Here is a 21821-nt window from a genome sequence, read left to right as displayed (position 1 = left end):
AGCTGCGCAGTGGCGGACCTGCGCGGGTGGCCATGGCTTCAGACTCCGAACTCGTCATCGAGACGCTCGGCCGGATCGCGGCCGACCCGGCCAGTTGGGACGCGCTGCTCGACCTGCTGCCCGAGGACGACGGCGCGCCCGTCTCCGGCGCAGGGGGCGAGGCCGCCGTCGCGTGGGCGCAATCCGCCGCCCTGGCGCAGCATCGCCGCGGCGACGGCGATCCCCAGGCGGCGGCGACGGAAGCGGGCTGGATCGTGCTGTCCGAGCGCGACCGGGTCGTCTCGTTCAACCCCCAGGCGGCGGCGGCGTTCGAGCCGCTGGGCCGGCTCGCGCTGGACCGGCCGCTGGACTGGGCGCGCGAAGCCAACGCCGTCATCGCCGGCGCCGCCCTGCGCCGGGTCCGGGCCGGCGAGCGCCAGTTGATCGTGCGCCTCGAGACCGGCGACGGCGCCCCGCGCTTCGCCTTCGCCAGCGCGGTCGGAAGCGTTCCCCTGCCGCCGGGCGCCGACGCGGGGGGCGCGCTGGCCGGGCTCGTCTTCCCGGCGGTGGACGAGGGATCGCGGCTGTGGGGCGTGGTCCGCGACAGCTTCGGCCTGACCGAGGCGGAGGTGCGCGTCGCGCGGCTCCTGCGCGACGGCCTGTCGATGCAGCAGATCGCCGAGCGGCTCGACGTCTCCGCCCGCACCGTGCGCAACCAGCTCCAATCGGTGTTCGCCAAGCTGGGGGTGCAGCGGCAGAGCGACCTGGTGCGCGCCCTCACCGAGCTGGCGGGCGTGAACCGCGCGCTGCACGGGCCGGGCTTCGGCGAGGCCTCCGCCGGCGCCTTCGCCGACGCGCCGCCCGTGCTCGGCGCCACCCTGGCCGACGGCCGCACCCTCGCCTACCGCGAGTACGGCGCGCCTTCGGGCCGGCCGGTCCTGATCCTGCACGGCACGCCGGGCTCCAGCCTCCTGCCCTCGGGCACCGACGCGCGGGCGCGCGCGCTCGGCCTGCGCCTCGTCGCGCCCGACCGGCCCGGGTTCGGGCTTTCGTCGCCGTCGCCCGACTACAGCTTCGCCGGCGTGGCCGCGGACATGGTCGCCCTCGCCGACCACCTGGGCCTGGAACGGCTGGCCGTGGGCGGGGCGCACTCCGGCGCCGCGTTCGCCCTGCACGTCGCCGCCCGGCTGGGCGCGCGGGCCACGCTGGTCATGGCCTCGTCCGGCCGCGCGCCAGGGCCGCCGCCGCGCGACCGCAACCGGCTCGCCCGCATGCGCCGCCGCATGGAGGCCCAGCCCTGGGTCGCCGAGGCGCTGTTCGGCATCGTGCGCCTGCGCCACACGCCGCAGCTCACGCGGCGGCTGCTGGGCAAGGCCGCCGCGCACTCCCCCGGCGACGCCGCCTTCCTCGCCGCCAGCCCCTGGGTCGTGGACTATGTGCATGGCTACGCCGCCGAGGCCCTGGCCCAGGGCAGCCGCGGCGCCGCCGCCGAGATGCAGGCCTTCCGGACCGCGGCGCACGAGGCCCCGGAGCTCGCGTGCCCGCTGATCCTCTGGTCCGGCGCGGAGGATGCGATCATCCCGGCGCGCAGTTTCGCCGACTACGCCCGCGTCCGCCCCACCGAGGCCCGCGTCATCGAGGGCATCGGCCACTACATGCCGATGAAGCACTGGTTCGAGATCCTGGAGCGCCTCGCCGCGCCTCCCCCGCCGCCGTAGTACGTTCGGCTCATGCGCCGCACCGCCGCGCGCCCCACACTCCCGGCATTGGGCGGAGACGCCCGCGGGGGGTGAATACGGATGTCTCGTACGCGTAACCTGGCCGTCGCCGGCGCGGCCTTGCTGGCGACCGCGGCCGCGCCATCCCACGCCGCGACCCTGGTGGTCGACGCGGCGCACGGCGTGGCGATCGACTTCGATATCCTGGGCGAAGGCGAGTACTACCGCTTCGCCTTCGGCGAGATGCAGTTCTTCATCGCGGGCCTCGATCCCGGCGAGGGCTATCGCGTCAGCCTCTACGACACCAACGGCGACCTCTGGGCGCACGCGCCCGACTCCACGACGGTGACCGACCTCTTCATCCCGCCGAAGACGCTGAACGGCGTCGGCCCGGTGCGGGTGCGCGCGACGCTCACCGCCCTCGGCGCCAGCAGCTTCACCTTCGACGACAGCTACAGCGTGTCGAACATCTTCGGCCAGATCAGCGAGCCCGACCTGCCGCGCCGCGTCGGCAACCGGGGCGTGAACGGGACCATCTCGGGCTTCGAGGTCGCGCCGCCGCCCGTCACGCCGCCGGTCACGCCGCCGACGGTCGTGCCGGAGCCGGCGACCTGGGCGCTGATGATCGCCGGCTTCGGCCTGGCGGGCGCGGCGCTGCGGCGGCGTCGAAGCGGCATCGCCTGAGGCGGGAGTCGGCCTATGCTGCGGGCGTGCATGACCTTCGCGCCCGCATCGAGGGCCACCTCGCCCGCTTCGACCGCATCGCGCTCCCCCACGAGGGCAGGCGTCTTGCGGCCGTGGCCATCGTGGTGGCGCCGACCGACGCGGGGCCGGCGTTCCTGCTGACGCGGCGCGCGATGCACCTGCGGCGCAACGCCGGCAACTACGCCCTGCCCGGCGGCGGGCTCGATCCCGGCGAGGACGCCGTCGCCGCCGCCTGCCGCGAGACGCGGGAGGAGGTCGGCGTCGACCTGGGCGCCGAGGCGGCGCTGGGCCTGCTGGACGACTTCGCGACCCTGGGCGGCCACGTCGTTACGCCGGTCGTGCTCTGGAGCGCCGAGCCGCTGCATCCGGTCGCCAACCCCGACGAGGTCCACGTCGTCTGGCAGGTCCCGCTCGGCGACCTCGACCACCCCCGCGCCCCGCGGCGCGAGAAGCATCCGGACGGCGGCCCGCCGATCCTGCGCATGTTCGCCCGCGGCGGCTGGGTGAACCCGCCCACCGCCGCCTTCCTCTGGCAGTTCCGCGAAGTCTGCCTGCACGGCCGCGCCGCCCGCACCGACCAGATCGGCCAGCCCACCTGGACGGCGAGGTAACACGCCAAAAGCTGTCATCCCGGTCTTCGCCGGCGGCGAAACCGGGATGACAATCGGTGGGGTTAGGGGCGCACCGTCTCGTTGATCTGCGCCTTCGGGCGCGAGGCCGGGACCACCGGGATCTCGTCGTCGGCCAGCGGCGTCATCCAGCGCTTCCGGGCCATGGCGGCCTCGATGTAGGGGGCGAGCGCCCTGGCCTTCACGGCCTCGCGCTCGGCGACCTCGGCCTTGAACTCCGGCATCACCTCGGCGGCGAACAGTTCCAGCGACTGGCAGATGTGGTCGTGCCGGTTGCGGCCCGCCTGCTGCAGGAAGATCACCTGGTCCACGCCCGCGGCCTGGAAGCCGCGGATATGCTCGCGGATGTCGTCGGGCGTGCCGATGCCGTTGGCGTTGTACTTGGCGGCCCGGCGCGCGGCGATGATCTCGTCGTCGCTGGCCGCGCGGCTCTTCCGGAAGTCCTCGAACAGTTGCGAGCGGCCGGGGTAGACGTCGTGCGCCACCAGGGCGTTCACGGCGTAGGAGAAGAACTCGAACCCTTCCTGCCCGCGCCGGATCGCCTCGTCGCGGTCGTGATGCACCGAGAAGTTCGAGACCATCGCGAGGTTGGCGTTCACGGCGTGGCCGATCGGCACGCAGTCCTCGGACCTGATGATGCCGTAGTAGATCTCGGACCAGGTCTCGGCCTCCTTCGGATCGAGGAAGGAGAAGGCGAGCGCCCCGATGCCGTTCTGGGCGGCGATCTTGATCGTGTCGCGGTTGGTGCAGGCCATCCACATCGGCGGATGCGGCTTCTGCATCGGCTTCGGCAGTACGTTGCGGCAGGGGAACGAGAAGCCCGGGCCCTCGTAGCCGGGGTAGGGCGCCATCACCATCATGTTGGCGATCTGCTCGGCCGCCTCCAGCGCCAGCGCCCGCTTCTCCCGCGCCGGGATCCTGAAGCCGCCCAGCTCCAGCCGGGTCGCGCCCTCGCCGATGCCGAAGTCGAGCCGGCCGCGGCTGACGATGTCGAGCGTGCCCAGCCCCTCGGCCGTGCGCGCCGGGTGGTTGTAGTGCGGGATCACCTGGCGGATGCCGTGGCCGACCCGGATGGTCTTCGTCAGCGCCGCGCAGGCGGCCAGGAACACCTCGGGCGCGGAGGAGTGCGAGTACTCTTCCAGGAAGTGGTGCTCCACCTCCCAGGCGTAGTCGTAGCCCAGGCGGTCGGCGAGCACGACCTGCTCCAGGGCGTCGTGGAACAGCCGGGCCTCGTCGCCCTCGTTCCAGGGCTTCGGCAACTGGTGCTCGTAGAAGATCCCGAACCGCATGATCTACCTCCGCTCATCCCGGCGAACGCCGGGACCCAGATCGAATGACGAAAGAGCCTGCTGGAAGAGCACCGCGCTCATCGAGCCCACCCCGGCGTGCGCCACCTGGGTCCCGGCGTTCGCCGGGATGAGCGGGAGACAGGGCACGGGCGCTCCTCTTCCTGTTGGCGTCACCATCCCGCCCGGCCGCCGCGGAAGGCAAGAGGCGGCGCCCTCCAGCTTGGCCGCCCGCGCGACTCGGCGGCCTCATCCCCGGCCCATGGCCGCCCATCCCTACGCCGAACTGCTGAAGGACCGGACGCTGCGCGCGTTCTGGGCGGGGATCACCCTGTCGGCGGTCGGCAGCGAGCTCTACCGGGTGGGCGCGATCTGGATCGCCGCGACGCTGGCCGGGCCGAACGCGGCGTTGCTGGTGACCGCGCAGTCGGCGGCGATCGTGGCCGTCAGCCTGCTGGCCGGCCCCGCCGTCGAGGCCTGGCCGCGGCGCACGTTCCTGGTGGCCACCGAGGTCGCGTGCGCGCTGATCGCCGCGGCCGTCGTCGTGGCGGGCCTGGGCGAAGGGCTGACCTTCCCGCTGCTGGTCGCCGCGGGCGTCGCGCTGGCGGCGATCCAGGCGATGGCGCGGCCGGTGTTCCTCTCAGGCCTGCCGACGCTGGCGCCCGGCAAGGTGCGCGAGGTCAACGGCCTCTTCGATTCCAGCGTCCGCATCGCCCAGGCGGCGGGGCCGTTCCTCGCCGCGGGCCTCCTGAAGGCGATGCCCGCGATCCACCTGCTCACCGCCAACACGCTGACCTTCCTCGCCTCGGCCGCCGCCTGCTTCGCGGTGGGGGACCGGCTGGACGGCGGCCGCGTCCCGCCCGCCCGCGAGCCGATCCTGCGCCGGCTCGGCCGCGGCGTGCGCGCGGCCAACGGCTGTCCGGGGGTCTGGAGCGTGCTGATCGCGACGGGCGTCCGCGGCGGCGCCTATGCGCTGGGCTACACCGTCGCCGTGCCGCTCCTGTTCGTCGAAGGCGCGAAGGCCGGGGGCGGCGGGCTCTCGGACCTCGCCATCGTGGTCGGCGTCGGCGCCACGGCCGAGATCGTGTCCACGCCGCTCCTGGTGCTGACCAGCCCGCGGCGGCCGCTGCGGCGGCTGTTCGCGGGCTACGTGATGATCGGGACCAGCCTGGCGCTGATGGGCGCGGCGGCCGTCCTCGCGCCGGCCGGATGGCGCGTCCCGGCGCTGGCGGCGGCGGCGCTGCTGGTGGGCGTCGGCAACAGCGTGGCCACGCTGCAGATCACCACCTTCTTCGCGACCTGCCTCGCCGGCGACGACTACGCCGCCCTGCTGCGCCTGCGCCTCGTCACCATCATCGGCTCGATCATGCTGGCCACCGCGCTCGGCCCGCCGATCCTGTCGGCGCTCGGCCCCGCGGCGACGATCCTCGCCTGCGGGGTCGTGGCGACCGCCTCCGCCCTCGCCGGCCTCGCGATCGCGCCGACCCGCCGCTACGGCCCCGGCTTCGAAAGCGCCCAGAGCCCTCGACGGTTCGCTTGAACCGTCGAGGGCTCAAGACCTTGCTTTAAGAATAGACCATTCGGCTTCCCGGCCTCGGACCGACCCAAGCGCCGAATGGTCTAGCCGCGGTCGCGCGAAGCTGGTTTCGTGGGCGCCACGGAGGCCCACCCATGGACGACGCCAGCCACGATCTCGCCAACCGGACCGACATGTCGGCATTCTGGATGCCGTTCACCGCGAACCGCCAGTTCAAGGCCGCGCCGCGCATGGTCGTCTCGGCCAGCGGCATGTACTACCGCAGCGACGACGGCCGCGAGATCCTGGACGGCACCGCCGGCCTCTGGTGCGTCAACGCCGGCCACGGCCGCCCCGAGATCGCCGCGGCGGTGCAGCACCAGTTGATGACCCTCGACTACGCGTCCTCGTTCAACGCCGGCCATCCGCTGGCCTTCGATTTCGCCAACCGCCTGGCGAAGATCGCGCCGCCGGGGCTCGACCGGGTGTTCTTCGTCAACTCCGGTTCGGAAGCCGCCGACACGGCGCTGAAGATGGCCATCGCCTACCACCGCGCCCGCGGCGAGGGGCAGCGCGTCCGCCTCGTCGGCCGTGAACGCGGCTATCACGGCGTGGGCTTCGGCGGCATCTCGGTGGGGGGCCTCGTCAACAACCGCCGCGTCTATCCGCTGCTCAGCTCGGACCACCTGCGCCACACCCATGACCCGGCCCGCAACGCCTTCTCCCGCGGCCTGCCCGAGCACGGCGCGGAATGGGCCGACGAGCTGGAGCAGCTCGTCGCGCTGCACGGCGCGGAGACCATCGCCGCGGTGATGATCGAGCCGGTGGCCGGCGCGGGCGGCGTGCTGCCGCCGCCGAAGGGGTACCTGGAGCGCCTGCGCGCGCTCTGCGACAAGCACGGCATCCTGCTGATCTTCGACGAGGTGATCACCGGCTTCGGGCGCACGGGCTCGGCCTTCGCGTCCACCCTGTTCGGCGTGACGCCCGACATCATGACCACGGCCAAGGGCATCACCAACGCCGCCATCCCCTGCGGCGCGGTCTTCGCCAGCCGCAAGGTCCACGACACGGTCATCGCGGGCGGGGCCGAGGGCGCGGTGGAGTTCTTCCACGGCTACACCTACTCGGGCCACCCGGTGGCGATGGCGGCGGGCCTGGCCACGCTCGACATCTACGACCGCGAGGGCCTGTTCGCCCACGCCGCGGCCATGTCGCCGGTGTGGGAGGCGGCGCTGCACGGCCTGCGCGACATCCCCGTCATCACCGACATCCGCAACCTCGGCCTGATGGGCGCGATCGACCTGGCGCCGCGTCCCGGCGCGCCCGGCGCGCGCGGCTACGAAGCGATGGTGAGGTGCTTCGATCAGGGCCTGACGGTGCGCATGGCCGGCGACTTCGTGGCGCTCTCGCCGCCGCTGATCATCGACGAGGCGCAGATCGGCCAGATCGCCGACACCCTGCGCCGCGTCATCGCATCTCTGGATTGACCATCCGCGCCAGCCGGTCGACCAGCGGATGAAACGGAACGGCGCGCCCGTCCAGCCGCGCCACGCGCCGCACGCCCGTCAGGCTGTTGGTCAGGAAGACCGGCGCGTCCTCCAGCACCACCGGCCGCGCGCCGCGCACGACCCGCACCTTCACGCCCGACCGCCGCGCGGCCCTGAGCACCTCGGCGCGCATGATCCCCTCCAGCACCCCGGCCTCGGGCGCGGGCGTGTAGAGCACGTCCTCGACGATCCAGAAGACGTTGGCGGCGGCCGCACACGCGATCTTGCCGCGGCTGTTCAGCATCAGCGCCTCGTCGGCCCCGGCCTTCCGCGCCTCGCCGCGGGCGATGACGTTGTCGAGGTAGCTCAGCGTCTTCAGCCGCGAGGCCGGCGAGCGGTCGTTGCGCCGCGTCACCGCCGTGACCATCGACGCGGGGCCCGGCGTCGGGCCCAGCTTCGCGGCGCTCGCGCTCAGCATCGGCTCGAACCGCGACGGCGGGTCGAGGCCGCGGTCGCCCGCTCCGGCGCTCCAGTTCAGCCGCACCGCCGCGCGGTGCGGCCGGTCGGCGACCTCCAGCGCCGCCTCCACCACGTTGCGGCAGGCGATGCGGTCCGGGACCGGCAGGCCCAGCACCTTGCAGCCGCGCGCCAGCCGGTCGAGGTGGGCGTCCCAATGGCCGGGATGGTGGTCGTTCCAGAGGATCGTCTCGAAGAGGCCGTGGCCCAGCGCGAAGCCGCGGTCGTCGGGCGCGATCGCCTTCACGACAGCGCCCCCAGGATGGCGGCCATCTTCGCCGTGGTCTCGGCGACCTCGGCGGCCGGGTCGCTGTCGGCGACGACGCCGCCGCCGGCGCGGGCCTCGAAACGCCAGCCACCCGCATCCTCGCTCAGCGCCACCGTCCGGATCAGCACGCTCGCCTCCAACGCCCCGTCGCACCCCGCCCAGAACAGGCTGCCGCAGTAGGGTCCCCGCGGCGGCTCGTGGCGGGCGATCACACGCATCGCCTGCAGCTTGGGCGCCCCCGTCACCGAGCCCGGCGGGAACGCCACCAGGAAGGCATCCCACGCCGTGCGCCCTTCCGCCAGCCTGCCGCGCACGCGGCTGACCAGGTGGTGGACGTTGGCGTAGCTGCGCAGGCCCCACAGTTCGGGAACCTCGACGCTGCCCGGCGCGCAGACGCGGGCGAGGTCGTTGCGCATCAGGTCCACGATCATCAGGTTCTCGGCCCGGTCCTTCGCCGACGCGGCCAGCTCCGCCGCCAGCGCGGCATCCTCGGCCGCGTCGCGACCGCGCGGCCGCGTGCCCTTGATCGGATGGGTCTCCACCACGTCGCCGCGCACCGACAGGAACCGCTCCGGCGAGTTCGAGACCAGCGCCCGGCCGGGTAGCCGCAGGTAGGCCGCGAACCCCGCCGCGCTCCGCCGCGCCAGCCGCGCGAACAGGTCGTACGGCCGGGCCGTGAGCCGGCCCCGCCAGGGCCGCGCCAGGTTCGCCTGGAAGATCTCGCCCCCCGCGATCCGGCCCACCGTCGTGGCCACCGCCGCGGCATGATCCGCATCCGACGTCGCAAGCGCGACGCCGGCGCCCAGCACGCCCTCGGCCGGCGCGCGGCGCGGGAGATCGAGCCACGTCAGCGCCTCGTCCGCCCGCTCGGCCGCCCGCCGCGGATCGGCGCCGCGCCCGATGGCGAACGCGCGCGCCGTCCTCGCGTGGAACGCCAGCAGCGCCGGGTAGCGCAGCATCACGAGGTCGGGCCAGTCGCCACGGGCCTGCGGCGCGCTCGGCTCCAGCACGGCCGACAGCTCGTAGGCCGCCAGTCCCACGACCCCGCCCTGGAACGGCGGCCCGTCGGGATGGATGTCGCCCGCGCCCAGCAGGCCCGGCAGGTCCAGCTCCTCGCCCCCGTTCACGACCGCGTCGGGCGCCCGCAGCACGTACGACCAGCCCCCGTCGCCCGACAGCAGCACGCAGGCGAAGTCCTCGTCGGCGAACGCCGACCCCACCGCCACGGGATCGGCCCAGGCGGTCGCCCGCGCCGCCACGCAGGCGAGGTCGCGCGGCGGGGGCGCGGAACGGCGGGCCGGCAGGCTGCTCACGGCGGCGTCAACCCGGCGCCGGCGCCGGCTCGCCCCAGAAGCCGCGCTGCGGGGGATAGAGCACGCCCCGCTCGATCCGGCATCCGCCAGGGCGGTCCTTCTCCAGCCACCACGGCCCGTCCAGGTCCACCGCGTCCGCCAGCGCGCCGACCCACATGGCGGGCGCGATCGAGAGCGAACTCGCGACCATGCAGCCGGCCAGCACGCCCAGCCCCAGGTCCCGCGCCTGCTGCACCATGCCGAGCGCCGCGGTGAGCCCGCCGGCCTTGTCCAGCTTGACGTTGACGCTCTGGTAGCGGCCCAGCAGCCGGCCCACGTCGCCGGCCACGTGCGCGGACTCGTCGGCGCAGATCGGCGCCGGGTACCGCAGCCCCTTCAACGCCATGTCGTCGTCGGCCGGCAGCGGCTGCTCCACCAGGATCACGTGCAGGCGCTCGACCAGGTCGGCCATCAGGTCCAGCGTGGCGATGGTCCAGCCCTCGTTGGGGTCGACGATCAGCCGCGCCTCGGGCGCCGCGTCGGCCACCGCCAGCAGCCGCGCGCGCGGGTCCGTGTCGTCCAGCTTCACCTTCAGCAGCGGCGCATCGGCGATGGCCGCGGCGGCCGCGTGCATCGCCTCGGGGGTGTCCAGGCTGACCGTCACCGCCGTCGCCAGCCGCCCGGGCCGCGGCCGTTGCAGCCGCTCCGCCACCGAGCGCCCGCCGCACCGCGCCGTCAGGTCCCAGAGCGCGCAGTCGAGCGCGTTCCGCGCCGCGCCGGGAGGCATGGCGTCCACGACCTCGCCCGCCGGCTGGCCGCCCGCCAGCGCCTGCGCCGCCTGCGCCAGTCCGGCCTCGACCGACTCCGTCGTCTCGCCGTAGCGCGGATAGGGCACGCCCTCGCCGCGGCCCGTCGCGCCGTCGTCGTCGCGCAGTTCCACCGTCACCACGTCGGCATGGGTCTTCGCCCCGCGCGAGATGCGGAAGGGCGCCGAAAGCGCGAGGCGTTCAGCCCGGATGTCCAGATCGAGGCTCACCTCGACCGTTGTCCCGCAAACAGCGCCCCGCGTCGACTACAGATGCTCCCCCAACGGGCAGGGCCATCGCATAGGGATTGTGGGCGGCCGAAAGGCCGTCATTCGAACCGCGGAGATCGCGGAGATACGCGGAGGATTCCGATGCATCCTCGAGCTCTCTGCGTATCTCCGCGATCTCTGCGGTTCATGAATCGGGCGGCCAAGCCCTCCACAATCCATATGCGATGGCCCTGCCCGTGAAGGGGGGAAGGACCTTCACCCCCTGTCGAACTTGTCCTTCCGGCGGCGGCCGAACAGCATCTGGCTCTCCAGGCGGCCGCGGAGCGCGGCGTAGTAGGCGTTGAGGAAGGTGCGGTCGGCGATGTCGGCGGGGCCGTCCCAGCCGATCTTGGCGCGGATGCGCGAGGCGACCTCGGCCATCGCCTTGCGGTCGCCGACGCGGATCACGTCCTCCAGCACGTGCAGCTCCTTGATCCCGTAGGCGTCGAGCTGGGCGGGCGTGAAGGCGACGCCGCGGCTGGCGCTGCGCTCCGTGTCGGCGAGGTCGACCTGCAGCAGTTTCTTCGGCGTCTTCACCACCATGGTCCCGGCGGCCAGGTCGCCCAGCCGCCGGCGGTCGCGGTTGAACAGCGGGAAGATTACGAAGACCCCGCTCCAGATCGCGCCCAGGGTGATCAGCGCGGCGTCCACGCCCTCGCCCCGCGAGAACAGGAAGGCCAGCGGCAGGAAGACCTCCACCTCGCGCATGGCGTTGCGGGCGAAGACGGCGTCCGAGGTCAGCGCCCCGCCGTCGGCGGCGATCACCCGCAGGCCCATGGCCCGCTTGCCCGGCGTCGCCCCGCCCGGCCGCGCCTCGAACAGGAAGAAGTAGAAGTTGCGCCCGACGAAGGTGACCAGCAGCCAGACCACCCCCAGCGCCTCGGTCAGCCACTGGGCCTTGGTGGCCGCGTAGACTCCGAAGACCACCAGGCTGAACGCCGCCATCGACCCGAACAGGATCAGGAAGTCGAGCAGGAGCGCCACGAAGCGCTCGGTGTAGGCGCCCACCTTGAGCTGCAGGTCGACGCCCTCGGGCGTGACGAACTCGCGCCAGCCCTTGTCCGGCGCCCTGGCGCGCTTCGCCGTCGCCGCCTTCACCCGCCGCGTGAGCCCCTGGACGCTCATGGCGCGGGCCGCCGCGGCCAGTAGAAGTAGACGAGCCAGCCGGTCAGCATCGCCGAGCCGATGGCGTAGCGGGCGAGGTCCACGGTCACGAGCTGCCGCGCGAAGCCTTCCAGCAGGCCCGCCACGAACAGCATCACCACCACGCCCGCCATCACCGTCGCCGCCCGCCGGCCCGCCTCGGCCGCCGCGTCGACGCGGCTGCGCTCGCCCGGGAAGGTCACCGCCCAGCCGATGGAGAAGCCCGCGGCGCCCGACAGGACGATCGCGAACACCTCGGTCGAGCCGTGCACGAACAGCCAGCCGTTGGCTTCGTAGGCCAGTCCCCGCATCGCGAAGAGCGCCATGAAGGCCCCCATCATCCCGCCGTTCAGCACCATCAGCGCCGCTGTCGGCAGGCAGAGCGCGAACCCCAGCGCGAAGGCGAACAGCGCGATCTGGGCGTTGTGGGTGAACAGGAACGCCGACAGCCCGGAGAGCCCCTGCACCACGTCGGGCTGGCTGTAGAGCGTGTCGCGCAGGGAGGCCGTCGTCGCCATCGGGTCGCGCCCGCCCGCCAGCTCGGGATCGACGAAGCTGTAGAACCAGTCCGGGTCGCGCCGCACCAGGATGTAGGCCGTCACGACCGAGGCGACGGTCAGCAGGAACGACACCGCCGTCTCGCGCCACAGCGCCTGCACCGCCGCCGGCCAGTCCCGCACGAAGAACCGCGCCACCCGCTCGCCCCAGCGCGACCGCTGGCCGTAGACGAAGAAGTAGCCGCGCGTGCAGAGGCTCTCGAGGTAGCCCGTCAGGCTCTGGTCCAGCGAGATCGACCGCGCCACCGAGAGCGACGACAGCGCCTGGCGGTAGAGCAGCGGGATCTCCAGCAGCTCGTCGCGCTTCAGGCCCGCCGCGCCCGCCTTCTCGGCCTTGGCCAGCAGGGCGTCCAGCCGGCGCCAGTCGGCCTCGCGCTCGGCCCGGAAGCGGGCGCTCTTGAGCATTAGCTCGGCCATCAGACGAGCCCCCGCCGCTTCACGTCGAGGTAGCCGTTGAGCAGCGCCGTCCCCAGGCTCTCGGCGGGCGCGTCGACGATCTGCGCGCCCATCCGCTTCAGCCGCGCCGAGACGGCCTCGCGCTGGCGCAGCATCCGCTCGGCGATCACCGCGCGCGAGACGTCGTCGGCCGTCTCGGGCTCACGCGCGACAAGGCTCTCCAGCTCCTCGTCGCGGAACACCACGAACAGCACCAGGTGCGTCCGCATCAGCCGCGCCACGTTCTCGATCATCAGCTCGGCCGAGGTGGCGTCGGCGAAGTCGGTGAAGACCACCACCACGGCGCGGCGGTCCAGCCGGCCGGACAGCGCCGTCAGCCCCAGGGTGAAGTTGGTCTCCTCGGTGGAGTAGTCGATGGACGCCGCCAGCTTCTGCAACAGCGGGAACGCCTGCGACCCGGCCGCCAGCCCGCTGGCCAGCCGGGGCCGCGCGTCGAACGCGAACAGGCCCACCCGGTCGCCGAGCCTGAGCGACACGAACGCCAGCAGCAGCGCCGCGTTGATCGCCCGGTCCAGCTTCGGCAGGCCCGCCGCGGGCGCGCTCATCAGCCGGCCGGTGTCGATGGCCAGCAGCACGTGGTGGTTCCGCTCGGTGCGGTACTCGCGCCCGATCAGCTTGCCGTGGCGCGCCGACTGCTTCCAGTCGATGTCGCCCAGGTCCATGCCGGTCTGGAACTCCTTCAACGCGTGGAAGTCGCTGCCCTCGCCGCGGTCCAGCAGCGGCTTGGCCCCCAGCGGCGCGTCGCGGGCGAACAGGCGCAGCGCCTCCTCCTTCACCGCCGCGATGTCGGGCGTCACCGCCACCGCCGGGCCCTCCGGCGCCTGCCGCTGCAGCCAGACCAGCCCCAGCGGCCCGCGCCAGCGCGCCCAGACGCCCTCGATCCGTCCTTCGCCCCGCCGCACGGGCGAGAGCGTCACCGCCGCCTCCGCCGCCCCGCCGGCGGTCTGCGCCGTCAACCGCTCCGGCTCGGCGGCCAGCCGCGCGTTCACGCCCACCGCCAGCTCCACCTGCGGCGGCGCGCGCCCCGCGAACCGCGCCGAGAGCCGCGCCGTCTCGGGCCGCCCCACGCCCATGACGCGCGGCGCCGCGGCCTCGATCGTGACGCTCCGGGGCGGCGCGGCCAGCGCCACGTCGGCCAGCATCAGCCCCACCGCCAGCACGATCCAGGCGGCCGCCGCGGTCCACAGCCCGGGCGCGGCGACGGCCACCGCGAGCGCCGGCGCGGCGCCCACGGCCATCAGCGCGATCGCCCGCCGTGTGGGGTAGACCCTCATCGGCGCTTTCCGCCCTCTGGGACGTGGCGTCTGGACCGGAACGTCTTGCGCGCTCCCCTCCCCCTTGCGGGGAGGGGCTGGGGGTGGGGGTGCATGCCCGGGTGCGCGGCGTCGACACCCCCACCCCAGACCCCTCCCCGCAAGGGGGAGGGGAGCCTTTGGCCAGTGCGCAGGACGTTCATCTGGGCGCCGCCGCCACGTCGACCAGGCCTTGCAGGATCTGGTCGGGCCGGCGCCCGTCGATCTCCGCCGCCGGCGACAGGATCACCCGGTGGCGCAGCGCCGGCAGCGCCAGGGCCTTCACGTCGTCGGGGATCGCGTAGTCGCGCCCGTCCAGCGCCGCGCGCGAGCGCGCCGCCAGCGCGAGCTGCGCCGCGGCCCGCGGCGAGGCCCCGCTGGAGAGGTCCGGCGTCTCCCGCGTCGAGCGCACGAGGTCCAGCACATAGCCCACGATCTCGTCGGTCAGCCGCACCTCGGCTACCGCCGCGTGCGCCTCGCTCAGCAGCTTGGCCGTCACCACCCGCGAGACGCCGCGCGCGGCCGGGTCGGAGTGGCCGCTCTGCATCCCGTACTCGGCGACGATCTTCCGCTCCTCCTCCCGGCTCGGATAGCCCAGGGTCTGCTTGAACAGGAACCGGTCGAGCTGCGCCTCGGGCAGCGGATAGGTGCCCTGCTGCTCCAGCGGGTTCTGGGTCGCCACCACCATGAAGTGGTCCGAGAGCTGGCGCGCCTTGCCGTCGATGGTGACGCGGCGCTCCTGCATCGCCTCCAGCAGCGCGGCCTGGGTCTTGGGCGGCGTGCGGTTGATCTCGTCGGCCAGCAGCAGCTCGCAGAACAGCGGCCCCTCGGTGAGCGAGAAGGTCGAGGTCTGGAAGTTGAAGACGTTGGCCCCGATGATGTCGGCCGGCATCAGGTCGGGCGTGAACTGGATGCGGCCGAAGTCGAGCCCCAGCGTGCGCGCGAAGCACTGCGCCAGGTAGGTCTTCGCCACGCCGGGCGGCCCCTCCAGCAGCACGTGGCCGCGGGCGAACAGGGCCGTCAGCAGCAGGTCGACCGTGTCGCCCTGACCCACGATGGCCTTGGCCACCTCGGCCCGCACCCCGTCGGCCAGCGCCTTCACCTCAGCGACGTTCACGCGTCATCTCCCCTCGCCACTCGTAGATCCTGCGCGCGAACGACAGGAGGTCGTCGCGCGTCTTCGTTCCCTCGGCCTCGGCCGCCAGCTCGGACGGCTGCGCCGCCCCGCGCCGCGCCGCCAGGTCGTCGAGCCAGCGCGCCTCGTTGGCGTGGCCGCCGGCCGCCCGGGCCACCAGGGCCCGCATCAGCGCCGCATAGGCCGGCGCCAGTTCGTGCTCCTTTCGCGCCGTGCGCACCAGCGCGGCCGAATTGTCCACCAGCGCCCGCGCGCCCAGCGCGATCGTGCGGCCCTTGCGCCGCGGCCGGCCGAACCGCGCCAGGGCGTGCAGCCCCATCAGCACGCCGGCCATCGCCCCGATCAGCGTCGCGGCCAGCCACGGCGGCTCCAGCATCAGCCGCCAGAGGCCGCGCCCGCGCTCGTATCCGTTCAGCGTCACGTCGAAGATCAGCGGCAGCTCGCCGTACGCGCTCGCCGCGTCCAGGATCGCCGCGCCGGCGCGGGCGTTGGCCAGCGCCTTGAGGCCCTGGTTGTTCAGCAGGTCCGGCTCGGCCAGCAGCCAGACGTTCCGGTGTTTGGTGGAATAGGCGAGCACCGCGCGGCCCTGTTCGTCGACCAGCGCCGGCGCCCAGCCCTCGCCCGACACCGTCTGGAGCCCGTCGATCTTGCCGAGGGGAAGCACCGTGCCCGCCGCGAAGATGCTGTCGCCGACCCCGCGCAGGACCGGCTGCGTGACGCCCTTCCGCACCGTCGTGGCCGTCGTCTTCGACCAGTCCGCCAGCAGCTTCGAATAGCGCGGGCCGCCGGGGATGACGCCGACCTTGCGCACGAAGCCCGGACGGATCGGGTCGCGCGCCGCCTGCCACTTGGGCAGCACGATCAGCAGCGTCCCGGCCTCGGCGAACGGCTTCAGCACCCTGGCCTGCATCGTCTCGTCCGGCGTCAGCACGACCGCGGCGTCGGCCACCGAATGCGGCCGCACGCGGCTCACCACCACCTGCCGGCCCAGACCCTTCATCAGGATCGGCGCGCCGGCGAAGCCGATGGCCGACTTCGACAGTGCATGGCCCCGGCCGTCCTGGCCGGTCCGCAGCTCGGGCGCGAAGGCCGACAGCACCGCCAGGCCCGCGAAGGCCACGACGCCCACGATCACCAGCGCCAGCACCGCGCCCGGCGAGAACGCCGGCGCCGGCCGCGACGCCCCGCCCGCGTCGGCCACCGCGCTCATCGCCAGCCCTCGGCGAAGGCGAAGGCCTCGTAGTCCGCCCGCGCCGCGCCGAACTCGTCGGCCCCCGCCGGCCGGCCGCCGAAGAAGGTCCGCTCCACCGCCTGCGCCAGCCGCGCGAAGGCCTCGCGCGCCGGGGGCGGCAGCACCGACAGCCCGGCGATGTCGCGGCTGGTCAGCGCCGGGCGCACGTGCCCCGGGCGCCGCGCCGCCAGGTCGTCGATCGAGCGGAAGAGGAGCATGTGGATCGCCTCCTCGAACCGCCCCGCCGCCGCCAGCGCATCGGCGTCCTCCAGCAGCGCCCGGGCCTTCCCGGGTTCGGGCCGCCAGTCGGTGGCGGCGGCCACGGTCCGCTTGCCGCGCAGCCAGCGCTCCGGGACCACCTCGCGCAGGATGAAGTAGAGGATGAGCAGGCCGCCCGCGATCACCCCGCCCCAGAAGACGGGGACCAGCACCGGCCCGGCCGCCTGGAAGAAGTCCAGCAGCCATTGCGGCAGCCTCGCGGGCTCCTCGACCTTCGCGCCGGTGAAGTCGAACTGCAGGCCGCGGGTCTCGAGCAGCGCCTTGTGCGCCGCGGCGAGCTTCTGCTCCGCCGTTCCCGCCTCTACGCTCGCCACGCACGCCCCCGAGTTGCGCAACCGAGCCTAGCCCACGCCCGCGCGCCCGCAAGGGTCGAAACCGTTTGCTTGACCCGCCCGGGCTTCGGCGCGACGACCTCGGGATGACCGACCTCTCCGCCTTCATCCGCGGTCTGCCCAAGGCCGAGCTCCACCTGCACATCGAGGGCAGCCTCGAGCCCGAGCTGATGTTCGAGCTGTCCCGCCGCAACAAGGTGGCGATCCCGTTCGGGAGCGTGGAGGAGGTGCGCGCCGCCTACGCCTTCTCCAACCTGCAGGACTTCCTCGACATCTACTACCAGGGCGCCGCCGTCCTCCTGACCGAGCGGGACTTCCACGACATGGCGATGGACTACTTCCGCCGCGTGGCCGCCGACGGCACGCGGCACGTCGAGCTCTTCTTCGATCCGCAGACCCACACCGACCGCGGCGTGCCCTTCGCCGTGGTCGCCGACGGGCTGCTGGCCGGCATGGCCGAGGCCGGGCGCGAGTTCGGGATCACCTCCAGCCTGATCCTCTGCTTCCTGCGCCACCTCGACGAGGACGCCGCCTTCGCCACCCTGAAGGCCGCCGAACCCTGGCTCGACCGCATCGCGGGCGTGGGCCTCGACTCTTCCGAGGTCGGCCACCCGCCGTCGAAGTTCGCCCGCGTGTTCGCCGCCGCCGGCGAGCGCGGCCTGAAGCGCGTCGCCCACGCCGGCGAGGAGGGCCCGCCCGAATACGTCTGGGAGGCGCTGGACCTCCTGAAGGTCGACCGCATCGACCACGGCAACCGCGCGCTGGAGGACCCGGCGCTGGTGCAGCGCCTCGCCGCCGAGGGCATGACGCTGACGGTCTGCCCGCTCTCCAACCTGAAACTCTGCGGCGTCAGCGACCTCCGGCTCCACCCGCTGAAGAAGATGCTCGACCTGGGCCTCAGGCCCACCGTCAACTCCGACGACCCCGCCTACTTCGGCGGCTATGTCGGCGAGAACTACACCCGGATCGCCGACGCCCTCGCCCTCACGAAATCCGACCTCGTCACCCTCGCCAGGAACAGTTTCACCGGCTCGTTCCTGCCCCCGGCCGAAGTGGCGAAGCACCTCGCCGCCATCGACGCCTACGCGAGCGCCAGCTAAGCCCAGCGCTCAAGAAAGCCCCGCACTCAAAAAGTACGTCATGGCCCGGCTTGTCCGGGCCACCCATTAGGCTGTGACTCGGTGATGATGTGCGGCTTCCCCGCCGCGGGCCACCGATGCCTCACAGCCCAATGGGTCCCCCGGACAAGCCGGGGGATGACGTTCAAAGAGAGGCGCGAGGAGGGCGCATCGACAAGTTTGGCTCCGAGCCGACCTCATGTTCTCCTGACGTTCCAATGTCGCTCTTCGACCTCACCGACGCCGATGCGCAAGGGCTCGACGCCCTGGCTGCCGCGCAACTGCGCCTCGCGCTCCGCTTCGCCGAGCGGGCCGAGGCCGCCGAGGACGACGATGCGGCCTGCAAGCTCGCCCGCACCTCGGAGCGCGCCGCCCGCAGCTACCGCCAGATCCTGCTGATCAAGTCGAAGCTGAGGCGCGACCTCGACGCCGCTGCGCACGAGCCGGCCGCCCCCGCTGCGCCCGACCCTCAGGCGCAGCAGCGCATCAACAAGCGCCAGCGCGTGCTCTACGAGGCCGTCGAACGCCTGGTGATCGAGGACTTCCCGGACGACCGGGATACCGCCGAGTTCGTCCTCGACATGGTCCATCACGCCATCGACGACATGGCCCGCGAGCCGGGCTTCGCCGACGCCGATCTCGCCTCGCAGATCGCCGAGGTCCGCGAGGCCGTCGGCTTCGACGACGCCCCTCCGGCCGATCGTGCGTCCGCCGAACCCGTCGACTCCTCCTAGGCTCAGTCCTCGTCGTCCAGGTTGTGGACAACCATCTCAGACCCCTTGAACCGGCGGCTCTCGTAGAGCCCGCGGGCCTCGACGTTGTCGAGCTCGGCGCCGAGCCATGCGTACGATCTTCGTGTCCATGCGCGGGAGCTTAGGGGTTGCGTGACGCTCGTGAACAGCGGCAGGCTTCGAAGTCGAACGGGGCGTCATGACCCTGTGGGAGGCTTCCATGATCCGCTTCGCCCTCGCCCTTTGCGCCGCCACCGCGCTCTGCGCCGCCGCGAACGCCAGGACCCTCGCCGTCGCCCCCGGCCCGGACGCGCAGGAGCGCATCCAGACCGCGTTGCTCGACGCCAAGCCGGGCGACGTGGTGGCGCTCGCCGCCGGCCGCTACGACCTGACCGACGGCCTCTCGCTCGACGTCGACGGCGTGACCGTGAAGGGCGCCGGCCCCGACAGGACCATCCTCTCCTTCAAGGGCCAGAAGGGCGCCGGCGAGGGCCTGCTCGTCACCTCCGACAAGGTCACCGTCCGCGACCTCGCCGTCGAGGACACCCGGGGCGACGGCGTCAAGTCCAAGGGCTCGGACCAGATCAGCTTCCTGAACGTCCGCGTCGAGTGGACCGGCGGCCCGAAGGAGACCAACGGCGCCTACGGCGTCTATCCCGTCTCGTCCTCGAACGTGCTGATCGACCAGGTGGTGGTGAGGGGCGCCTCGGACGCCGGCATCTACGTCGGCCAGTCGAAGAACATCGTGGTCAAGCGCAGCCGCGCCGAATTCAACGTGGCCGGCATCGAGATCGAGAACTCGATGAACGCCGACGTGTTCGACAACGTCGCGACCCACAACGCCGGCGGCATCCTGGTGTTCGACCTGCCGAACCTGCCGGTCATGGGCGGCCACTCGCACCGGGTGTTCAGGAACCAGGTGGTCGACAACGACACCCAGAACTTCGCGCCCAAGGGCAACATCGTGGCCAATGTGCCCACCGGCACGGGCGTCATGATCATGGCCAACCGCGACGTCCACGTGTTCGAGAACGTCATCGACGGCAACAAGAGCGCCGCGGTGATGCTGGTCGCCTACGTCCAGAAGTTCGACGACAAGACCTACAACCCGCTGCTGCGCGACGTGGTCGTGCGCGACAACAGGATCGGCCGGAACGCCTGGGACCCGCAGTTCGCCGGCGGCCCGATCGTCAAGGCGATGCTGGGCGGCGCCGTGCCGCCGATCATGTGGGACGGCGTCACCGCCTATCCGGGCATCGCCGACACCGTGAAGGTGCGGATCACGGACGGCCCGATCCTCAACCTCAACCTGCCCGCGCCGGGCGAGTTGGAGAAGGCCCGGCCGGTCGTCGCCAAGACCATCGGCGACGTCCAGGTCGCCGAGCCCAAGGCCGTCGTCCTGCCGAAGCCCCAGGCCGACCTCGGAGCCTGATGCGCCTCCGGCGACGCCCCCTCCACCGCTTCGCGGTCCCCCTCCCTCGCTTCGCAGGGGAGGTACGTCGAACCGCGAACCTCCCCCATTCATGGGGGAGGGGGACCACGAAGGGGTGGAGGGGGCGCTGGGCTCGCACCGTCGCGCCGCTGTTCGCTATCGCGTGCCTTGGCGCGGCGCCCGAACCGCCGGCCGTGTCGCTGGAGACGCTGCTGGCCGAGACGCCCGCGCCGAAGCTCGCCGACTACCGCCTGTTCACCGACGCCGCCGGCCGCCGGCCCAACGCGGGCCTGACGCCCTACGCGCTGAACACGCCGCTCTTCTCCGACTACGCCGAGAAGTTCCGGATGCTCTACCTGCCGCCGGGCAAGGCCGCCGCGTACCGCCCCGACGGCGTCCTCGACTTCCCCGTCGGCGCGACCCTGGTGAAGACCTTCGCCTACCCCGCCGATCTCCGCCGGCCCGACGCCCAGGTCCGCTACCTCGAGACCCGCCTGCTGATCCGCAAGGCGGAAGGCTGGGTCGCGCTGGCCTACGTCTGGAACGCCGAGCAGACCGAGGCGGTGCTGAAGCGCGCCGGGACGCGCCTCGACGTCGGCTTCACCGACGCCGCCGGCCAGGCGCGCCACGTCGACTACGCGGTCCCCAACCAGAACCAGTGCAAGGAGTGCCACCAGCTCGACAAGGCGCTGCTCCCGATCGGCCCCAAGGCCCGCAACCTCAACGGCGCCTTCGCCTACGCCGAGGGACCGGAGAACCAGCTCGCCCACTGGAGCCGCCTGGGCCTCCTCACCGGCGCGCCGAACCCCGCGCAGGCGCCGCGCACCGCCCGCTGGGACGATCCCGCAGAGCCCCTGGAGGCCCGCGCCCGCGCCTACCTCGACACCAACTGCGCCCACTGCCACAACCCGCGCGCCGTGGCCTCCAACTCGGGCCTGTTCCTGGACCTGGAGGAGACGCGTCCCGCCCAGCTCGGCGTCGGCAAGGGCCCGGTCGCCGCCGGCCGCGGCGCCGGGAACCTGAAGGTCGGCCTCTCGCCGGGCCACCCGGACGAGTCCATCCTCGTCTACCGCATGGCCTCCACCGAGCCCGGCGTGATGATGCCCGAGCTCGGCCGTTCGCTGACCCACGACGAGGGCTTGGCGCTGATCCGCGAGTGGATCGCCCGGATGCCGCCCAGGTGAGCCTCACCCGCCGCGCGACGCTCGCCGCCGGCCTCGCCGCCGCCGCGCCCGCGGCCGCCGCCGACACGATCGGCATCGACGACGGCGTTGCCGCCGATACAACCGAGGCGATCGAGCCGGAACGCGGCGAAAACGATGCATGACGCTCGACCGCGCCGGGGCTAAGCTTCGCGCCATGCCCTCTTTCGCGCCAGCTACTGCCGGCACGGCCGCTTCCTCCGCCCGACTCGATCATGCCGGCGGGCGGGCCTGGGTGTTCGGCGACAACATCGACACCGACGTTTTGGCGCCCGGCCTCTACATGAAGGGCTCCATCGCCGAACTGGCCCGGCATTGCCTGGAGACCGTCGATCCACGCTTCGCCCAGGAAGCCAAGCCCGGCGACGTGGTGGTGGCCGGCGACAATTTCGGCATGGGGTCTTCGCGCGAGCAGGCGGCGATGGCGCTGAAGGCCCTCGGC

At 73.1% G+C, this 21821-nt stretch carries 20 protein-coding genes and 1 pseudogene; 11 read left to right on the top strand and 10 right to left on the bottom strand.

Annotation, left to right across the window (positions count from 1 at the left end; genetic code table 11):
- Nucleotides 1–32 precede the first annotated feature (32 nt).
- The 3 genes from KF737_RS19200 (at nucleotide 33) to KF737_RS19190 (ending at nucleotide 3013) form a co-directional block, all read left to right on the top strand.
- Nucleotides 33–1697, top strand: a complete 1665-nt coding sequence (locus KF737_RS19200) for an alpha/beta fold hydrolase (RefSeq protein ID WP_296458870.1) — start codon at nucleotides 33–35, stop codon at nucleotides 1695–1697.
- 81 nt (nucleotides 1698–1778) lie between these two features.
- Nucleotides 1779–2381, top strand: a complete 603-nt coding sequence (locus tag KF737_RS19195) for a PEPxxWA-CTERM sorting domain-containing protein (protein ID WP_296458867.1) — start codon at nucleotides 1779–1781, stop codon at nucleotides 2379–2381.
- Nucleotides 2382–2407: 26 nt separating this feature from the next.
- Nucleotides 2408–3013: a CoA pyrophosphatase gene (locus KF737_RS19190; RefSeq protein ID WP_296458863.1), complete on the top strand. Its 606-nt coding sequence runs from the start codon at nucleotides 2408–2410 to the stop codon at nucleotides 3011–3013.
- A 62-nt stretch (nucleotides 3014–3075) separates the two neighbouring features.
- Here the strand turns inward: KF737_RS19190 and KF737_RS19185 are convergent, their stop codons facing one another.
- On the bottom strand, nucleotides 3076–4320 hold the full coding sequence (locus KF737_RS19185) for an LLM class flavin-dependent oxidoreductase (RefSeq protein WP_296458860.1): 1245 nt from the start codon (nucleotides 4318–4320) through the stop codon (nucleotides 3076–3078).
- 259 nt (nucleotides 4321–4579) lie between these two features.
- Between KF737_RS19185 and KF737_RS19180 the strand changes: the two genes are divergently transcribed.
- Together KF737_RS19180 and KF737_RS19175 are read left to right on the top strand one after the other, a co-directional pair.
- Complete coding sequence (locus tag KF737_RS19180) at nucleotides 4580–5857, top strand: MFS transporter (protein WP_296458858.1); 1278 nt, start codon at nucleotides 4580–4582, stop codon at nucleotides 5855–5857.
- 131 nt (nucleotides 5858–5988) lie between these two features.
- Nucleotides 5989–7320, top strand: coding sequence for an aspartate aminotransferase family protein (locus KF737_RS19175; RefSeq protein ID WP_296458855.1), 1332 nt, complete (start codon nucleotides 5989–5991; stop codon nucleotides 7318–7320).
- Here the strand turns inward: KF737_RS19175 and KF737_RS19170 are convergent.
- The 9 genes from KF737_RS19170 to KF737_RS19130 all read right to left on the bottom strand — a co-directional run bounded on the left by KF737_RS19170 (nucleotide 7301) and on the right by KF737_RS19130 (nucleotide 16878).
- Nucleotides 7301–8083: an aminotransferase class IV gene (locus tag KF737_RS19170; protein ID WP_296458852.1), complete on the bottom strand. Its 783-nt coding sequence runs from the start codon at nucleotides 8081–8083 to the stop codon at nucleotides 7301–7303. The genes KF737_RS19175 and KF737_RS19170 overlap by 20 nt on opposite strands.
- Nucleotides 8080–9417, bottom strand: coding sequence for an anthranilate synthase component I family protein (locus KF737_RS19165; protein ID WP_296458850.1), 1338 nt, complete (start codon nucleotides 9415–9417; stop codon nucleotides 8080–8082). Before KF737_RS19165 ends, KF737_RS19170 begins: the two co-directional genes overlap by 4 nt.
- A 7-nt stretch (nucleotides 9418–9424) precedes the next feature.
- Nucleotides 9425–10432 carry an N-acetyl-D-Glu racemase DgcA gene (gene dgcA, locus KF737_RS19160; RefSeq protein ID WP_296458848.1) on the bottom strand — a complete coding sequence of 336 codons (1008 nt, stop codon included), beginning with the start codon at nucleotides 10430–10432 and terminating at the stop codon, nucleotides 9425–9427.
- Between the two features lie 255 nt (nucleotides 10433–10687).
- Nucleotides 10688–11596, bottom strand: coding sequence for an RDD family protein (locus tag KF737_RS19155; protein WP_296458845.1), 909 nt, complete (start codon nucleotides 11594–11596; stop codon nucleotides 10688–10690).
- Nucleotides 11593–12588, bottom strand: coding sequence for a stage II sporulation protein M (locus KF737_RS19150; protein ID WP_296458842.1), 996 nt, complete (start codon nucleotides 12586–12588; stop codon nucleotides 11593–11595). Before KF737_RS19150 ends, KF737_RS19155 begins: the two co-directional genes overlap by 4 nt.
- On the bottom strand, nucleotides 12588–13901 hold the full coding sequence (locus KF737_RS19145; protein WP_296458839.1) for a DUF58 domain-containing protein: 1314 nt from the start codon (nucleotides 13899–13901) through the stop codon (nucleotides 12588–12590). The genes KF737_RS19150 and KF737_RS19145 overlap by 1 nt, the downstream gene beginning before the upstream one ends.
- A gap of 178 nt (nucleotides 13902–14079) precedes the next feature.
- Nucleotides 14080–15036, bottom strand: a complete 957-nt coding sequence (locus tag KF737_RS19140) for a MoxR family ATPase (RefSeq protein WP_296458837.1) — start codon at nucleotides 15034–15036, stop codon at nucleotides 14080–14082.
- Nucleotides 15023–16264, bottom strand: a complete 1242-nt coding sequence (locus KF737_RS19135) for a DUF4350 domain-containing protein (protein WP_296458834.1) — start codon at nucleotides 16262–16264, stop codon at nucleotides 15023–15025. The genes KF737_RS19140 and KF737_RS19135 overlap by 14 nt, the downstream gene beginning before the upstream one ends.
- Nucleotides 16261–16878 (bottom strand): DUF4129 domain-containing protein, encoded by a 618-nt coding sequence (locus tag KF737_RS19130; protein WP_296458831.1) that lies wholly within the window; start codon nucleotides 16876–16878, stop codon nucleotides 16261–16263. Before KF737_RS19130 ends, KF737_RS19135 begins: the two co-directional genes overlap by 4 nt.
- A gap of 104 nt (nucleotides 16879–16982) precedes the next feature.
- On the opposite strand from KF737_RS19130, the gene KF737_RS19125 reads away from it, so the two are divergent.
- The 6 genes and pseudogenes from KF737_RS19125 to KF737_RS19100 all read left to right on the top strand — a co-directional run.
- Nucleotides 16983–17996, top strand: coding sequence for an adenosine deaminase (locus KF737_RS19125; RefSeq protein ID WP_296458828.1), 1014 nt, complete (start codon nucleotides 16983–16985; stop codon nucleotides 17994–17996).
- Between the two features lie 236 nt (nucleotides 17997–18232).
- Nucleotides 18233–18748: a hypothetical protein gene (locus KF737_RS19120; RefSeq protein WP_296458825.1), complete on the top strand. Its 516-nt coding sequence runs from the start codon at nucleotides 18233–18235 to the stop codon at nucleotides 18746–18748.
- Nucleotides 18749–18965: 217 nt separating this feature from the next.
- Complete coding sequence (locus KF737_RS19115) at nucleotides 18966–20177, top strand: parallel beta-helix domain-containing protein (RefSeq protein ID WP_296458822.1); 1212 nt, start codon at nucleotides 18966–18968, stop codon at nucleotides 20175–20177.
- A gap of 194 nt (nucleotides 20178–20371) precedes the next feature.
- Entirely contained in the window at nucleotides 20372–21361 is a 990-nt protein-coding gene (locus KF737_RS19110) for an SO2930 family diheme c-type cytochrome (RefSeq protein ID WP_296458819.1), read from the top strand.
- On the top strand, nucleotides 21358–21504 hold the full coding sequence (locus KF737_RS19105; RefSeq protein ID WP_296458816.1) for a hypothetical protein: 147 nt from the start codon (nucleotides 21358–21360) through the stop codon (nucleotides 21502–21504). Before KF737_RS19110 ends, KF737_RS19105 begins: the two co-directional genes overlap by 4 nt.
- Nucleotides 21501–21821: pseudogene (locus KF737_RS19100) on the top strand (hypothetical protein); the annotation flags it as partial. The gene KF737_RS19105 and the pseudogene KF737_RS19100, both read left to right, overlap by 4 nt.

It is taken from the genome of Phenylobacterium sp. (genome assembly GCF_019636135.1).
Lineage (GTDB): Bacteria > Pseudomonadota > Alphaproteobacteria > Caulobacterales > Caulobacteraceae > Phenylobacterium.
This window is presented reverse-complemented; position numbering and strand designations above follow the sequence as displayed.

Bases quoted from the DNA above. Each gene is read 5' to 3' on its own strand.
- KF737_RS19195 (WP_296458867.1), top strand. From the start codon at position 1,779: ATGTCTCGTACGCGTAACCTGGCCGTCGCCGGCGCGGCCTTGCTGGCG.
- KF737_RS19175 (WP_296458855.1), top strand. From the start codon at position 5,989: ATGGACGACGCCAGCCACGATCTCGCCAACCGGACCGACATGTCGGCA.
- KF737_RS19120 (WP_296458825.1), top strand. From the start codon at position 18,233: ATGTCGCTCTTCGACCTCACCGACGCCGATGCGCAAGGGCTCGACGCC.
- KF737_RS19135 (WP_296458834.1), bottom strand. From the start codon at position 16,264: ATGAGCGCGGTGGCCGACGCGGGCGGGGCGTCGCGGCCGGCGCCGGCG.
- KF737_RS19185 (WP_296458860.1), bottom strand. From the start codon at position 4,320: ATGCGGTTCGGGATCTTCTACGAGCACCAGTTGCCGAAGCCCTGGAAC.
- KF737_RS19145 (WP_296458839.1), bottom strand. From the start codon at position 13,901: ATGAGGGTCTACCCCACACGGCGGGCGATCGCGCTGATGGCCGTGGGC.
- KF737_RS19150 (WP_296458842.1), bottom strand. From the start codon at position 12,588: ATGGCCGAGCTAATGCTCAAGAGCGCCCGCTTCCGGGCCGAGCGCGAG.
- KF737_RS19125 (WP_296458828.1), top strand. From the start codon at position 16,983: ATGACCGACCTCTCCGCCTTCATCCGCGGTCTGCCCAAGGCCGAGCTC.
- KF737_RS19180 (WP_296458858.1), top strand. From the start codon at position 4,580: ATGGCCGCCCATCCCTACGCCGAACTGCTGAAGGACCGGACGCTGCGC.
- KF737_RS19200 (WP_296458870.1), top strand. From the start codon at position 33: ATGGCTTCAGACTCCGAACTCGTCATCGAGACGCTCGGCCGGATCGCG.
- KF737_RS19115 (WP_296458822.1), top strand. From the start codon at position 18,966: ATGATCCGCTTCGCCCTCGCCCTTTGCGCCGCCACCGCGCTCTGCGCC.
- KF737_RS19155 (WP_296458845.1), bottom strand. From the start codon at position 11,596: ATGAGCGTCCAGGGGCTCACGCGGCGGGTGAAGGCGGCGACGGCGAAG.